The sequence below is a fragment of the Glycomyces mayteni genome (genome assembly GCF_042428885.1).
GTDB lineage: Bacteria > Actinomycetota > Actinomycetes > Mycobacteriales > Micromonosporaceae > Glycomyces > Glycomyces mayteni.
Window position 1 is genome coordinate 517585 of sequence record NZ_JBHMBP010000004.1, and the last position, 15457, is coordinate 533041.

18 protein-coding genes and 1 tRNA gene are annotated in these 15457 nt (G+C 58.7%); all 19 read left to right on the top strand.

Translation table 11 applies throughout. From position 1 onward, the window contains the following. Window positions 1–709 precede the first annotated feature (709 nt). Window positions 710–782, top strand: a tRNA-Met gene (locus tag ACFFXY_RS17785). A gap of 1203 nt (window positions 783–1985) precedes the next feature. Then, the gene (locus tag ACFFXY_RS17790; RefSeq protein ID WP_382353421.1) at window positions 1986–2261 is read left to right on the top strand and encodes a hypothetical protein; all 276 of its coding nucleotides are present in this window, start codon (window positions 1986–1988) and stop codon (window positions 2259–2261) included. Beyond that, on the top strand, window positions 2258–2674 hold the full coding sequence (locus tag ACFFXY_RS17795) for a phage terminase small subunit (protein ID WP_382353424.1): 417 nt from the start codon (window positions 2258–2260) through the stop codon (window positions 2672–2674). The genes ACFFXY_RS17790 and ACFFXY_RS17795 overlap by 4 nt, the downstream gene beginning before the upstream one ends. Window positions 2675–2753: 79 nt before the next feature. Beyond that, window positions 2754–4346, top strand: a complete 1593-nt coding sequence (locus ACFFXY_RS17800; RefSeq protein ID WP_382353427.1) for a terminase large subunit domain-containing protein — start codon at window positions 2754–2756, stop codon at window positions 4344–4346. Beyond that, entirely contained in the window at window positions 4346–5869 is a 1524-nt protein-coding gene (locus ACFFXY_RS17805; RefSeq protein ID WP_382353430.1) for a phage portal protein, read from the top strand. The genes ACFFXY_RS17800 and ACFFXY_RS17805 overlap by 1 nt, the downstream gene beginning before the upstream one ends. Then, entirely contained in the window at window positions 5826–6503 is a 678-nt protein-coding gene (locus tag ACFFXY_RS17810; RefSeq protein WP_382353432.1) for a VG15 protein, read from the top strand. The genes ACFFXY_RS17805 and ACFFXY_RS17810 overlap by 44 nt, the downstream gene beginning before the upstream one ends. Before the next feature lie 17 nt (window positions 6504–6520). Continuing rightward, entirely contained in the window at window positions 6521–7039 is a 519-nt protein-coding gene (locus tag ACFFXY_RS17815) for a hypothetical protein (RefSeq protein ID WP_382353434.1), read from the top strand. Window positions 7040–7068: 29 nt separating this feature from the next. Then, window positions 7069–8031, top strand: a complete 963-nt coding sequence (locus ACFFXY_RS17820; RefSeq protein ID WP_382353437.1) for a phage major capsid protein — start codon at window positions 7069–7071, stop codon at window positions 8029–8031. 132 nt (window positions 8032–8163) lie between these two features. Next, window positions 8164–8277, top strand: a complete 114-nt coding sequence (locus ACFFXY_RS17825; RefSeq protein ID WP_382355489.1) for an Lsr2 family DNA-binding protein — start codon at window positions 8164–8166, stop codon at window positions 8275–8277. A 2-nt stretch (window positions 8278–8279) separates the two neighbouring features. Then, the gene (locus ACFFXY_RS17830) at window positions 8280–8726 is read left to right on the top strand and encodes a hypothetical protein (protein ID WP_382353440.1); all 447 of its coding nucleotides are present in this window, start codon (window positions 8280–8282) and stop codon (window positions 8724–8726) included. Further along, window positions 8723–9073, top strand: a complete 351-nt coding sequence (locus ACFFXY_RS17835; RefSeq protein WP_382353443.1) for a hypothetical protein — start codon at window positions 8723–8725, stop codon at window positions 9071–9073. The genes ACFFXY_RS17830 and ACFFXY_RS17835 overlap by 4 nt, the downstream gene beginning before the upstream one ends. After that, entirely contained in the window at window positions 9066–9344 is a 279-nt protein-coding gene (locus ACFFXY_RS17840) for a hypothetical protein (protein ID WP_382353446.1), read from the top strand. Before ACFFXY_RS17835 ends, ACFFXY_RS17840 begins: the two co-directional genes overlap by 8 nt. Then, a complete protein-coding gene (locus tag ACFFXY_RS17845) occupies window positions 9344–9736 on the top strand; it encodes a hypothetical protein (protein WP_382353449.1) in 393 nt (130 codons plus the stop codon). The genes ACFFXY_RS17840 and ACFFXY_RS17845 overlap by 1 nt, the downstream gene beginning before the upstream one ends. Before the next feature lie 12 nt (window positions 9737–9748). Further along, window positions 9749–10348, top strand: coding sequence for a phage tail tube protein (locus ACFFXY_RS17850; RefSeq protein WP_382353452.1), 600 nt, complete (start codon window positions 9749–9751; stop codon window positions 10346–10348). Further along, window positions 10348–11049 (top strand): hypothetical protein, encoded by a 702-nt coding sequence (locus tag ACFFXY_RS17855; RefSeq protein WP_382353455.1) that lies wholly within the window; start codon window positions 10348–10350, stop codon window positions 11047–11049. Before ACFFXY_RS17850 ends, ACFFXY_RS17855 begins: the two co-directional genes overlap by 1 nt. Window positions 11050–11120: 71 nt before the next feature. After that, window positions 11121–11456, top strand: a complete 336-nt coding sequence (locus ACFFXY_RS17860; RefSeq protein ID WP_382353458.1) for a hypothetical protein — start codon at window positions 11121–11123, stop codon at window positions 11454–11456. A 14-nt stretch (window positions 11457–11470) separates the two neighbouring features. Then, on the top strand, window positions 11471–11836 hold the full coding sequence (locus ACFFXY_RS17865) for a hypothetical protein (protein ID WP_382353461.1): 366 nt from the start codon (window positions 11471–11473) through the stop codon (window positions 11834–11836). A gap of 12 nt (window positions 11837–11848) precedes the next feature. Then, entirely contained in the window at window positions 11849–14476 is a 2628-nt protein-coding gene (locus ACFFXY_RS17870; protein WP_382353464.1) for a phage tail protein, read from the top strand. A 4-nt stretch (window positions 14477–14480) separates the two neighbouring features. Beyond that, complete coding sequence (locus ACFFXY_RS17875) at window positions 14481–15341, top strand: phage tail family protein (protein WP_382353467.1); 861 nt, start codon at window positions 14481–14483, stop codon at window positions 15339–15341. The last annotated feature ends 116 nt before the right edge of the window (window positions 15342–15457 follow it).

Below are 15457 nucleotides of genomic sequence, written 5' to 3' on the forward strand. Positions count from 1 at the left end.
TACCATAGGGTTGTCTAGCAAGGGTGGCCTAACTTCGCTGACCAGGCATTATGTGAAGTTACTGAGAGGTAGTTCACAAACGCCGTGGACTCAGCGTAACCACGGGGTACGACATACGCCACCCCGATCGAGTGACGTCCCGGGAATCAATCCAGACATCCGACGTATCACTAGCCGTTCGTATGAGTTCCCTGGTGAATGCACGTTTGCGACGTTGCAAACCCCACGGGGGTTGCATCGCGCCTCGCTAGGCGTGTTCGCCATGTAAACACCGAGGTCGCCGCGGCCACGCCGGGCGATCCGGGACAGAACTATCTAGTGACGTTGGTCACATCTAGGGGTCTCGCCGTTAAACCGGCGAGCTTTTAACCCAAGTAACTAAGTGAAGGGGTTAGTTAAGCGGGAGGCTCCGCCGCCTCCCGCCTAGCGGCGGCTGAGCCGCCTAGCTAGTTACCTACTTAGCTAGAGAGAGCCCTTAAGGGCTCTCCTAGTTAGTTATAACTACATAACAACTTAAAAGGGATATCCTTACGGATATCCCGTTACTAGCTAGCTACAACTACATAGCTACTAGGCTCCGCCACAAGCGGAGCCGCTAGCAACCTAGCGGCGGCTGAGCCGCCTATAGCTAGGCAGCATTGCTCTTCGGCCTCCCTGTCGGGACTGCCGAAGTTTTTACTTGGTAAGTCGTCCGCGTTCGCGGGCGCGACGCGGGATAGCTCAATTGGCAGAGCAACGGACTCATAATCCGTCGGTTACTGGTTCGAGTCCGGTTCCCGCTACTAGAACACCCCGACCGCGTTTGGCGGCGGGGTTTTTGATCCGCAGTTCTATTCGATCCGCTTCCCGCGGATCGCTTGGTTTTGCGGATCGTTTCTACCTCCCGATAACGGCCTAACCCCCTTTTTTCTCGCAGAGGCGTTCTCTCCCGCCTCTCAGGGCCGTTTTCACGGCCCCTGGGATCGAGTCCTAGTGTTTCCTCCTTTCCACTAGTCGACTCTCTCAGGGGCCTTCTGACATTGGTAAAACAGGGCCTCTCAGGGAGGCCCTATATAGGGGGCCTTATATAGGCCCCTCGCATAGGGGCCGTATATGGGGTGGCGTACTAAGCCCTTGCCCCCTGACTGGGGGCATATACGCCTAGTAGCACTAGAGCGTGATGGGTACCGCTGCACGTGGTTCCCTGGTGGTTCTGTACAAGGGCATGATTATAAGGAGTCATATACACATCCTTATAGATGTCCTAACAAAGCTACTGATGTTGATCATATAGATTCTAATACGAATCATTCAATCAATAATCTACGTTCTCTATGCAAGCAACATCATTCAAGCAAAACATCTTCATTCGCTCACAAGTCTATGAAACAGCGAAACAATGATGTTATGCGTCGATACTCTGGCAAGTCTGTCAAACACCCTGGGATTATCTCAAATTAGGACATATGGGGGGAGTCCCCCCTCCCGGGGGTGGAACTGCGGCGCCGTGCGCATAGCTGCTGCCGAACCGTACGGGTTCTAGGGGTCGCGAAGCGCTCCGCGGCAATCGGCGGAACACGCCTGTTTGCCCAGCTAGACAGCCAAATTCTAGCTATGGCTCCTACTTGGACAGTTAGGGGTCTATAAGCGCTCAGAGCCCCGCCGCCGCGGGGCCGGTAACGAGCTACCAACCAATGCTATTAGCCGCTGTACGGGCCGTACAGCGGGCCGCTGCTATGCCCTGGAGGCAATCCCGTGGGTCTTTCCTGCTACCCCAGCCGACCGGCGGAGATCCGGGCCGCTGCGAAGGCGCTTGATTACGTAGGCGCCTCCGCGCTCAGCGCGGATCAGCTCAACTACGTAGTCGCCAAGATCCTTGAGGCGCACGGCGCCCCGACAGACACGGTTGTGACTGTAGGTGACTTGGCGTTCCGGGTCGACATCGACGCAATCGAGCAGTCCGCCTCAGAGGCGATTCGCCTCGGTGCCCGGCGGATGGCGGTGCGATGAACTACAGGCGCAGGCCGTACGAGGTTACGGCGTTCCAGCATGACGGCTCGCAGTCGTCCGCTCAGGCGCTCGCCGCTTGGACTCAGGAGAACGGCGCGGAGTCGTGGTTTCTCGTCCCGCTTGGGACGGACCTGTACACGCTCGAAGTGCTGTCCGGCGGGGGCAAGCAGGTGGTTCGGGCTACTGACTGGCTCGTGTTCACGGGCGCTCTCTTCTACAGCCGAACTGCCGAGCAGTTCGCTACCGACTTTGAACCCTTGGAGAGCGCATGAAGACCGGCCCTGTTCCCAAGCGAGAAGACCAGCGGCGCCGCCGCAATACGGACGGCACCCCTACGACTAAGGGGCAGGCCCGAGGCGCGGCGTTCATTCCCGCGGCCAACGCTGATTGGCACCCGCTTGCTATCCAGCTATACGACGCTCTCGAAACGTCGGGCCAGTCCGACTATTTCGAGGATTCCGACTGGGCATATGCCCAGATTGTTTGTGAAGCCCTGTCGAATTGCCTCAAGGCATCGCGCATGAGTGCGCAGATGTTTCAGGCGGTTGATAGTGCTATGGCGCGACTCCTTGTTACGGAGGGCGACCGCAGGCGACTGCGGCTAGAGCTGAATAAGGCCCCGGAGGCTGACCCCGATGAACGCGACGCCTATTCCATCATTGAGGAGTACGCCAACCGAGGATAACAGCCCGAGTAGCCGACTTATCACGATGCCGAGCGGCGCACCGCCGCTCACGCTTGGCTATGAAGTCGCCGCTTGGGTCATGAAGTACCTCAAGCAACCGAACGGCCCGAAGGCCGGAATGCCGTTCCGTTTCGTTGATTCGCAAATGCAGTTCCTCCTCTGGTGGTACTCGCTTGACGAGGACGGGCGTTGGTTGTATCAGCGAGCCGTGAGACGGCTCGCCAAGGGCTCAGGCAAGAGCCCTTTCGCCGCTATGTTGTCAATGGTCGAGTTTCTCGGACCTGTGCGCTTCGATGGTTTCGCGCATGACGACATGAATCGTGTTATGGACTTGCCTCCGCATTTGCGGGTAAGGGGCAAGTCCGTGAGAATGCCCTGGGTTCAGATTGTTGCAACGTCTGAAGCGCAGACGCATAACACTATGCGCGTTGTTCGCGCAGTCAGCGGCAAAGGCTCGAAAGTCCAGCGGGCTTACTCGCTGGACGTCGGCAAGACTCAGCTCTTTTTGCCCCCGGAGGGCACGCTAGAAGCTGTTGCTAGCTCGTTCCGCACCCTTGAGGGGGCGGAGACGACCTTTGTCATTGCTGACGAGACTGAGCATTGGGGCCCGACTAACGGCGGGCCCGAATTGATGTCGACTATTGCCGACAACGTTACTAAATCAGGCGCCCGCCTAATTGAGACCTGCAACGCCTGGAAGCCTGGAGCTGAATCAGAGGCGGAGTCGTCATATACGGCATGGGTTGCTCAAGAAGAGGGGCGCACGCTCTCGTCTGTTGACGAGAAGCTAGGCAAGATTCTTTACGACGCGCGGATTGCCGCGCCAGACGTTGAACTCGATAAGCCGGACCAACTACGAGCCGCACTTGAATTCGTCTACGGCGACTGCGTATGGGCTGATATCCAGGCCATCATGGGCCGGATCTACGACCCCAAGTCGGACCCTGACGACTCCCGCCGGAAGTACCTGAACCAGCCCGTATCCCGCGGCGACGCGTGGTGTACTTGGCAGGACTGGCACTCAATCAAGGACACCGACAAGCGTGTTCTCCCCGGCGAGACGATCGTACTCGGCTTCGACGGCTCGCTCACTAACGACGCTACCGCCCTGGTTGGCTGCCGCGTCTCGGACGGGTTCACATTCCCGATCCGCGTTTGGGAGCCGCTGAAAGACAAGAAAAAGGGTCCGCGAGCAGGTGTCAGCGTCGAGATTGTCGACGCCGTGCTATCCCAGACGTTCGACACGTACAACGTCGTTGCATTCTTTGCTGACGTCGCGTATTGGGAGTCGTACGTCAAGGTGACGTGGCCTGAGAAGTTCGCGGCGGCCATTGACAAGTCGGCATGGGCTCGCCACGGCGACCTAGACCCCCAGCCTTTCGCGTATGACCTCCGCGGCAATCAGCGCGAGTGGGTCGCGCAATGCGAACTCGTGCGCAACGAGATCGCCGAAGGGCTGTTCACACACAACGATGACCCGATTCTCGCTCGTCACGTATTGAACGCCGTCTCCCATGAGACGCGATGGGGCATCGGCCTGCGAAAGCGCACGCCTAGCTCCCCCGACAAGATCGACGCCGCGGTTGCAATGATCCTCGCGCGCCTCGCGCGTACTCGCTACTTGAACGCGGAATCCAAAACTAAAAAGAAGACCGGAAGGGTTTGGGCTTGATGGCTACAGTCACTAGCGATAGCCAGACTGACGGCTACGAGTCCGAATACCTCGAATTCGACCTTGCCGAGGTCGATGATGACGACCTGAAGGCCGCGGATCAGCTTATCGGAATGCTCGGACAAGAGCAGACCTACGTAAAAGAGTGTGACGACTACTTTTACGGCCGTCACAAGACGCCGTACACGCCCACGGAAAGCTCATCCGAGTACAAGGCGCTTGCGGATCGTGCGATTACCAATATGGTCCCGCTGATCATCTCGAATATTGCCCAGCTGCTATATGTTGAAGGCTATATTCCGAGCAAGTCGAAGGAACTCGGGCAGAACTCCAAGAGCTTTGACGAGGACTGGAACCGTAACCGAATGCAGATTCGGCAGCGGCAGTTGATTCGTGGGGCGCTCCGCTACGGCGTTGCCTACTCTGTCCAGTACAAGGACGACGAGGACAAGCCCGCGGTCCGCCTGGTCTCCCCGTCGAAGATGATGGCGGGATTTGCTGATCCGGCGAACGATGAGCGCCCGGCCTTCGCGCTAGAGCGCATTGGCACCCGCAAGACGACGGAAAAGTACATTCTTTGGCGCCATGACGGGACGTATCGCGATCTCAGCCGTACTGAGGTCAAGGGCCGCGACGGTAAGACCCGCTGGGTATGGAACAAGCCCGGAGACCCTACAGAGTCGGGCCTGCCGCATTGCGCGGTTATTCGGCACACGTACGACCTGGACATTGACGGCCGGTACGTCGGCGAGATTCGGCCTATCGTGACGCTTCAGGACCGTTTGAACCAGACGGTTATGGACCGGCTTTTGGTTCAGACCTACGGCTCGTTCAAGATCCGGTATGCGACCGGTATTGCGATCGATTCGGAAGAAGACCGAATCCGCATGAGCAAAAGCCGAATGCTTATCGGCGAGATTGCAGACGCTAAGTTTGGGTCTTTGCCGGAGACGCCACTTGACGGCTTCATCAAGTCCGTTGGCGTCGACCAAGAGACTATCTCGGCTATCTCTTCGATTCCTCCGCACTACCTCACCGGCGAACTGAACAACTTGGGCGCGGAGGCCATTGCCGAAGCGCGCGCCGCCATGGAGGCTAAGGCCAAAGAGATCAAAGATGCCCTTGCAGAGGGCATCAAAATGATCATGCGCGACCTTGCGTATCTTCGCGGAGACATGGAAGACGCCGAAGACTATGGCGCCTCTGTCGTTTGGCACGACGCGCAGAACCGGTCGCTTTCTCAGGTTGCCGATGCTCTGGGCAAATTGGCCACCATGCTTAAGGTGCCCGTCCAAGAACTTTGGAGCAAGATTCCCGGCGTTACCCGCGGCGATGTGCGCCGCTGGACTAAGGCCCTGGAAAAGAACCAAATGGCCGCAATGGCATTCGAGGCCGAAGAGGGCATGAACGAAGAGATAGAGCGGGACGATCCTAATGCCGTCGAGTCGGACGACGAGGCACCAACGCGAAGTAGCGGACGTGTCGACCAAAGCAGTAGCGGAACTAGAGCGCCTACTACGTAACGCGGATACTCACGATATGTACGGCTGGTTTAACGACCAAAAGCCGCACATTCTTGAAATCATTGAGCGCGCCTACGAGACGAACAAGTCACTTGCTTGGCTGTACTTGCACGGCATTGCAGACGAGGCCGGAACCACTACCGACGTCTTTTACAAGACGTTTCAAGAACGGTGGGTGTGGCGCTCGCTCAGCGGCCAAGGCTGGCGGATCTTTGAATCCGATATTGCCCAGGGTGTTCCGACTAACGTCGCGCTCGAACTCATGATCAAACGCATGAGCGGGTCCGCATTTAGGCACACCTACAACGGCAGCCGCGACACGATTATGCGAACTGTTCAGAAGTCGAACACGATGGTTGGATACCAGCGTGTGTCTATGACTGGCTGGCCCTGCTATTTCTGCGCAATGCTGATTTCCCGCGGCGCCGTGTACAAGAGGAACATGGGCCGGTTCAAGGCCCATGACTCGGACAAATGCACGGCGGAGCCGCGGTTTCGTAACGAGCTGCTGAACAAGCCTGACGCTCAGGTCAAGAAGTTCAGTGATATATGGGGCGCCTCGGGCGCCAAGCATTCAGGAATGGATGCAATCAACGCTTTCCGCGACGCATATAACGCGGAGAAAAGTAAATAGACCCTGGAGGTTATCCCGTGGTTGACACGGACAACGAAAACGAAGACGTCGAAACCGACGACCTAGAAGACGAGTCGGATGGCGATTCGCAGGACAACGAGGATTTCGACCCTAAGCGGGCCGCGGCCAAGATCAATAAGGTCAACCGCGAGGCCGCGAACCTTCGTAAGCGCCTGAAGGCGTACGAAGACGAGGAGGCCAAGCGCAAGGAAGCTGACCTTTCCGAGGTCGAAAAGGCTGTTGCGCGGGCCGAAGCGGCGGAAAAGCGCGCCGCTGATCTCGAATTCAACTCGCTTCGTAGTGAGGTTGCCCTTTCCAAGGGCCTTACTGCCGCTCAGGCTAAGCGACTCCAGGGAACTACCAAGGAGGAGCTAGAAGAGGACGCCACCGAACTGCTAGCGATGTTCGGGGGCTCTGACAAGCCTAATCCCCAGCGTAAGCCGACGAAGCTGCGAGGCGGCGCGGACGGCACCGACGATCCGCCGGAGAAGTTCGACGCCAAGTCGCTTGCAGAGAAGCTGCGCAACCGTCGCTGATACGGCGGTATAACTTAAGGAACAACTGAATGACTACTACTCCCCTCAAGGCCGAGAACATCGTAGACCTTGGGATTGAACTGCTTAAGCAGGAGGTTGTTACTCCTTCTGTCTTTTGGACGGTTGGCGAGTCTGAGTTTACCAAGGCGAAGAACGACACCGTTACTATCAAGATCCCTGCTTACACCTCTGCGAGTAAGCGAGTGATGCGCTCTGGTACTGCCATCACGGCGAAGAACTTTGAAGAGCGCAAGGTCGATGTCAAGATCGACACGCACCTGTTTCACCGCACCGACATGACGTCGGAAGAGCTGACGCTTGATATCACTGATTTCGGCGAGCAGATTCTTAAGCCCCAGGTGGAAGCTGTTACCCGCGGTCTTGATGACGAGTGCGTCGACACTATTACCGGCGCCACGTACACCAACAACGTAAACTGGAACTACAGCAACCCGCTTCAGTCCGTGCTGAGGGCTCGCGGTTGGCTCAACCGTGCGCACGTCCCCAAGTCGGGCCGTACGCTCCTTGTCGGTCCCGGCATTGAAGAGAACCTTCTTGAATCGGAGATCCTCCTCGACGCGTCGATGAATGGCGGCTCCAGCGCTGCCCTGCGAGAGGCGACCATTGGTCGCGTCCGCGGCTTCAACGTCGTAGTCAATGAGAACCTGCCGGACGACGTTGCGGTTGCGCTGCATGACACCGCCTTCGCCCTGGTTACCCGGGCTCCGAAGATCCCCGCGGGTGCCCCCATGGGCGCCACGACCTCGGACAGCGGCTACGCCCTTCGTTGGCTCCAGGTCTTTGAGGACGAGATGGTTTCGGACCAGTCGCTCGTAGACCTGTTCTGCGGCACCGCTGTTGTTACTGACCGCGGCCACTGGGACGGCGCGAAGAACCGATTCGTCCCGGCCGAGGATGTCGACGCTGTCGGCGAGTCCGACATGTTCGTTCGCGCCGTGATGCTTGGTACCGGCGTCGAAGAGTCCGCCTGATCCATGCCCCGAATTCGGATGCTTCGCAGTATCGCGAATAGCGCCCGGGGCGCTGAGCGCCTGGTTACCAAGGGTATTGCGGATCATCTGATTCAGATGGGGGCGGCGGAACTCGCCGCCCCCGCTCTGGACATGTCCCCCGCCGCTATTCGTGCGTGGGCTTCTGAGAACGGCGTTGAGTGCAACGCTAAGGGCTTTCTCCCGAAGGCCGTCACAGAGGCTTACAAGGCAGCTAACGGAGGTTAGCCATGCTGCCCCCGCTGGCACCCCTAACTGAACTGGAAAAGCGGGTCGATGTCGATGACACTGACCTTGCCAACTCTGCACTAGCCGACGCGTCCGCGCTTGCGCGGCACGCGGCTCGGCCGGTTACTTGGACCGATGAGAACGGGGCACTAACCCAGGTCCCCGACGTCGTTGTCACTATCGTGCTACGCGCGGCTAAGCGTTTCCTCGTGAATCCTGACGGCTACGCCTCGGAGCAGGTCTCGCAGTACTCGTATCGCTACGGCGGCAACAGCTCGCGCGGCGAGGTGTTTCTTACCGACGACGAAAAGCGCGAGGTCCGCGAAGCGGCCAAGATTCCGCTACTCAAATCAATTGCCTTCACGATCCCTGAACTCAATACGCACGCTTGCCGGAATCCGGCCGAGTGCCTATGTTGCCTCCGTGACCTTATGGAGGAGTCGGCATGAGGCGACTCCCGAAGTTCCCGGATACGGCTGTCCTCGTGACACCCGTCTACGAAGCAGACAACCGCGGCAATAAGAAGCTGACTTACAAGACCCCTCCGGCTACCGCCTCGGAGCCGTTTAACGCGTGGCTGCAACAGGACTCGACAGCCGATATCGCAGAAGACGGCCGCACTCCTACTGTCATGACATGGCTGTTGATGGCGGAAATACCCGAGCTGACCATTACAGGTATCGAACGCATTCGTTGCCGCGGTCTTGAGTTTGAGATCTTCGGCGTTCCCGAGGTCTGTAACACCCTCAAGGGCTATCACCACACTGAAATGCGATTGAAGCGAATCGATGGCTAGCGCACGAATCAGGATTGAACTCGACCACGGCGGCATGGAAGACATGCTTAAGTCCGGGCCCGTCGAAGACGCGCTAGGTGATATCGCGGAGCACGTTGCCGTGACTGCGTATGACAACATGCCGACTCACGATACGGGCCCCCTCAGCTATGAGGCGTTTACCGAGACTATCGACTCCCGTGTTGTCGGCACGGTCAAAACCGCTCACATGCTCGGCCCCGCAATTGAGAACAAGTACGCCCCCCTGCGCAATGCCGCGGAGGCCGCCTAATGGATATCGAAGCCGAACTAGTACAAGCTTTTGAGGCGCTGACTGGCGAGGAGTCCGCAACGCGGGTTCCCAAGCCCGCCCCGGCCCGATTCATTCACGTTCGCCGCAAAGGCGGGTCGACCAACGGCGCCCGCGGCGACGCTGCCTCTGTATTCCGCGACAAACCTCTGATTGACGTCATGGTCTCCGCGGAGGACGAGGACGCGGCCGTGGCCCTCGCAGACCAGATTGAGGCGTTCATGCTGACGGCCGTGCAGACACAGCCGTTCACGGTCCCTTGCTACGAGGTAGACCAGTTTATTCGGGCGTGGTCTGACGACGATCTCGACGGCGTATTTATTGCTCCTCGCGTATGGCTTTCGTATCGGATGTCGCTACGCAAAAACATGTAAGGAAAACAGAATATGGCTTTTGATGCCAATGAAGTTCGCGTAGCCATTACCGGCGAGGTGAAGGTGGCGCCGGTTGGCACCGCCGCCCCGACTACGTATAAGTCAGTTCTAGACCCGGCTTTCAAGGGTCTTGGCTATAACAATGATGAGGGCGTTGTAGAGAGCTACGAGGAGTCGACCGAATCTCTCCGCGCGTGGCAGAACAACGTAGAGGTCCGGACCGTTACGACCGAGTCTGACGCGCGGCTTGCGTTTACGCTGATTCAGACCAACAAGTCGACTCTTGAGCTGTTCCACAAGGGTTCTGTCATTGTCTCTGACGGCGGCGATGGCTTTAAGCTCCCGGTTATCGTCCCGACTCCTGACCCGCGGTCGTTCGTCTTCGACGTCATCGACGGCGACGAGCACATTCGTATTTACGCCCCCGTGGCGGAGGTTATTGAGCGCGGCGAAATCGAATACGTTGGCGGCGGCGCGGTCAGCTACAACGTGACGCTTTCTTGCAAGCCCATCATGATGACCGTTGAGCGCGGCAATGGTCCGGAAATCCTCCCGGTTCCGTTCCTGAAGTTCTCCGGCTCCCCTGCCTGGGGGCCTGTCGAGTCCGCGTAATGGACATCGTCTACCCGGTTGGTCCGGGTGACCGGCCTTGGTTGCGGCACTCGTTGCGAAGTCTGGTGAATCTCCCCCACGACCGCGTTTACGTCGTGGGGGAACTCCCGGACTGGGTCAACCCCGACACGGCCACACACCTGCCGACTAAGCAGTTCTCGCACAAATGGCAGTCGTCTCAGCACAACCTATTGACCGCGGCCAATCACCCCGAAGTCTCTGACGACTTCGTATTGATGAATGACGACTTCTTCGTTACAAGGCCAATCGCAGAGGTGCCGACACTGTACCGTGGCGATCTCGCTATGGTCATCGCTGAAGTAACCCGGCTCGTAGGCGACTCCGAATGGGTCCGCGGTATGCGCGAATCGCTCCGCATCCTGACTAGCCTCGGTATCGAGCGCCCGCGCTGCTATGCGATGCACGTGCCTATGGTGCTGAACAAGACTCAGCTAGCGGCGACGATTCGCCGCAATACCGAGCTGCGTAGCCCCGGCGTCGCCGCCACGGACACGCGGACGATGTACGGCAACCTCAATGCTATTGGCGGCTCGCTCGCAACCGATCCGAAAAGCCACAAGTGGCGGCCTGCGGTTGACACTGAGCTTCCCTTTATGTCTTCCGCCCCTTCGACATGGGGCGGCCCTTTCACGGCCCGAATCCGGGCCGCCTTTCCCCAGAAATGCGCGTATGAGCGCTAACCAGTCGTCCCCCGTCGTTCTACGCCGTCCGGCGGGGGTCTCTCATCATGACGGCGTAGGACGGCGTACCCATGTCTAACAACCGGAATCGAAACCGCTCCCGCACGTATACCGAGCAGAGGTCAGATGCCGCGGGTCAGCCGCGGCAGCGGATCAAGATTCAGTTCGAGGGACACACCTACAGTTTCCCGCATCCTGACGACTGGTCTATGGACGACCTAGTACTGATGGCGGAGTGCGAGGACTCGCACTTCAAGGCGATCCTGCTGGTCAAGTCGCTGCTTGGCAGCCAGTGGGAGCCGTTCAAGACGCGCAACAAGAACTCCGGCAAAAAGCTCGGCGAGTTCCTGAACGAAGTTCTTGAGGTCATTCAGGAAATGAACGGCGGCGAGGACTCCCCAAACTAACGTATTTGCCGGGGTTGCTGCACGCGTACGGCGACGACATCGAGGCGGACTTTCACGAGTATTACCGTCTCGATATCGCTGACGTTTACACGGGCGCCCTGTCCCCGGCGAAGGCATTCAGGCTTATGCTCCGCCTTCCGGCGGCTAGCCGGTTCATTCGGGCCGTTGCAGGCCCTAAAGCCGAGTGGAACGCGTCTGAGTACATTTTGGCGGGCATCCTCGACACCCTCGCTAATGCGAACTGGCAGCGAGGCGGCGGCAAGGGCCGCAGGCCCAAGCCTATACCACGACCGGGTAAGGAAGTGGTCGAAACCCGCTACGGCGCCAAGCCGACGCGATCGAATGCCGAAGTACTGAAGTACCTAGACAGCCTCAAATAAGGACAATTGAATATGGCGACGAATATCAACGTCGGGTCAGCCTACCTGACGATCATTCCGTCTGCCCGGGGTTTTATCAAGGCGCTTCGACGCGAACTCTCGAAAGAGGGGTTCGACAAGTACGGCCAGGATCTCGGAAAAGAGATCGAAAAGGGCTGGAATCGCAGTCGCGTCACTACCAAGATCAAGCGCTCATTTACAAACCTGTTCAGCGGCATCACGTCGCTAGGCAAGGCTGGAGTACTTGACACCCTGATAGCGTCTGCGCTTGCCGCAGTCTCCGCGCTTGCACCTGTTTCAGGTCTGCTAGTAGGCGTACCCGCCGTGGCATTGGCCGCGGCGGGCGCCTTGGGCGCCCTTATGCTCGCGCTCAAAGGGGTTGGCACTGTACTGGGTTCGTCGCTGCTTGGCGACTCGGAAGGTTTCGAGGAGGGGCTCAAGGGGCTTACTCCGAGCGCAGGCAAGGTCGTTGGTGAACTCGGCAGCATATTTCACGGCCTGAACGATCTCATTCAAGAAGCCTTCTTCGCGCCCATGGTGCGCTCTGCAAAGGGTCTAGGAGAGGAACTGAAGGGCCCTGTACGCGAGGGCCTGTCCGCTATAGCGGGCTCGCTCGGAACTGTCGTAGCTGGCGTTCTAGCGTGGGCTAAAGGCGCTGAAGGCGCCTCGACCCTCGCGCAGGTAACCGCGGAAACCGCGAAGTTCATTGAAGGCGCGGGCGCGGGGCTGCCGCAGCTGTTGCAGGGCATTTTCGATCTCGCCAGCCTCGTTGCCGATGACCTCGGAGCTTCGATCGGCGAGACCTTCGGACGCTTCGGCGACTGGCTTTCGCAGATTGCATCGGACGGCCGCGCGCAGGCGTGGTTTGACCAGGCTATCGATGTCAGTAAGCAACTGCTTTCTGTCGTTGTCAACCTAGGCCGGTTCATCGCCGCGGTATTCAATGCCGCGGGTACGGACGGCGGTACGCTCGCCGTGCTTATCGAGCTTTCTGAGAAGATGGCGGATTGGGCCGAGTCCTCACAGGGACAGGCCATGTTGAATAACCTCTTCCTGTTCTTCGGAGCGATCCTCACTGAGGTTGCACGCGCCATTGGCGTACTCGTTACCGGCTTCGCCGGAATCGCAACTTGGTTCAATTCGCTGAGCCCGCAGACACAGGGCCAGATTGCGCAGTTCCTTGCGTGGTCGATTGTCATCGGCCCGCTGGTCGGCCGAATCGCCGCGCTTGTCATGGTTGTCCGCGGCCTGTATACCGCGGTGTCCCTGCTTATCGTCGGCATTGTCAAGGCGATCGGCACGCTTGCCCGCTGGATTGCGGTGGCGTCCGTTGCGGTCGCTCGCGCCGTCATGTGGGGCGTTACCATGACGATTACTTTCGTCCGCGTTGCCGCGGTCGTAGTAGCCGCGGGCGCGCGCATGATGGTCATGTATATCCGTCTTGCCGCCGCGGCGGTCGCCTCCGCGATCCGCACGGCGGTTGCGTGGACGGTTACTGCCACCCCTGCAATAGCGGGCGCCGCAGTCGCAATCGCCCGCAATGCCGGGCTAATGCTTCTGCAATACAGCCGCATCGCCGTTCAGGCGACTATTGCCGCGGCGCGTACCGTCGCCGCCTGGGTTCTTATGGCCGCGGGCGCAGTAGCCCGCACAGCGGTTATCGTTGGCGCGCTCATCGCGCAAGGCGCACAATGGGCGTGGCTAGGGTTGCAAGCGATGATTCAGGCTGCTAGAATCGCGGCTGCGTGGTTCATCGCCATGGGCCCGATTGGCTGGGTCATTGCGATCATCATCGGCCTAGTAGCCCTGATCATCATATATTGGGACGAGATCAAGGCCGCTATTTCCGCAGCCTGGGATTGGATCAAGGAGAATGCAATTGCGGTGTGGACCGCAATTTCTGACTTCTTCTCCGGAATTATCAACGGCATCAAGCAATTCTTTATCGATATGGCCGTTGATTTCCTAATTGAGTGGATGCTTTGGCAAGCCAAAATCAAGGGATTTTGGGAAGATTTGTGGAATGGAATCAAGAATTTCTTTAAGGGAATTTGGGATTTCATCGTACAATTCGTCCAAAACAAAATTGATGAATTTTGGGCCGGTGTCCAAGCGCTAGCGCAGCTCAAGGCGAAATTCGATGAGTGGGTTGGAAATGCCGTAGACGCGGCAGTCGATAAGTTTTGGGAGCTAGTCGAATGGGCGGGCAATTTGCCCGGCGAAATTCTCGACGCTCTCGGCGATATGGGCTCGTGGCTATACAATGCGGGCAAGGATCTTATCCAAGGCTTTATTGACGGCATCGACAATATGGTTGACAACGTCAAGGACACCCTGACGAGTCTGACGGATAAGCTGACTTCTTGGAAGGGCCCGCCCAAGCGGGACAAGGTCATTTTCGAGCCTGCGGGCGAAATGGCTATGGGTTCTTTCGAGCGGGGTCTTAAGAATGGCATTCCCGCTATCCGCTCGTTCCTTCAGGGGTTTACCCGTGATATCGAGCTGACCACGAACGCGAATATCCGGTCTACGCTCCCGGGCGAACGCCGGGGCGTGAATATCGAGAACGTCAACATCAATGCCGCTACGAATCGCTTTGACAAGGGCGAGCTTGAGGCACAGCTAGCAATGGTGGTATAACTGAATGCCTCTCACTGAAGAGGGCCAAGTGATGGTCCGGGGCCTAGTAATGGGCCCCGGTACTGACTTTATCGTTGCCTATTTCAACCCCTGGATTCGCAACGCCTCCGCGTCGTATACCGGCTCGAATCCCTATCAGGATGGCGCCTGGTCCGGCCCGGAGTTCCTTGACCCCGCACAAATCACGCTCATAGTCCACCCCGTAGGCGGCTCCCCCGCGGGCTGGTGGTCACTGCATACGCAACTGCTTCAGGCATTCCGCCCGATCCGCACCGAGACCACGGAACCCGAGATCCATTGGCGCAGCGGCGGCAAGGACTTCATGATGTACGCGCGCCCGCGCGCGCTCTCGCCGGAAGTCAAGAACCTGTACACGGGTGACGTCACGACGTCTTGCAGCCTAGAAGCGCTTGACCCGTCGATGTACTCCGGCGGCGAGAACGGGCTCCACTCCGTTGAGCTGTCGCCGTATGCGACCTCGGGCGGCCTCGCCGCCCCGCTCTCCGCGCCGCTGTCGATCTTTACCGCGGTCGCCGAAGGCCGCGGCACGCTGACCAATGCGGGTATCGACGCTACGTCACTCATGATCCGTATTGACGGCCCCGTGGTTCAGCCGCGGTTTCTCCTGGTCGGCCCTGACGGGGCTGTACAGACGTTTTGGATCGACATTGAACTGCTTGCCGATCAGTGGCTAGAGATCGACACAGGAAACGAGTCGATCGTGTTTAATGGCGTCATGCCGCGCCTCGACGCGCTCCGCGGCGCGTTGCCGCTTCTCGCCCCCGGCGAATCCACAATTGAATTCCGCTCCGCCTCGGATGGCGGAGACGCTACCGCGCACATTAGTTGGCGCGACAGGTGGTAAAACTGAATGGCTAGCAATCTGCTCTGGACTAGCGCCGGTCCCGGCGCCCTAATCGGCTCCGCTACGGTCGCTACTGGCGACACTGTGACCCTGTCCGCCCATGGCCTAGCCGATGG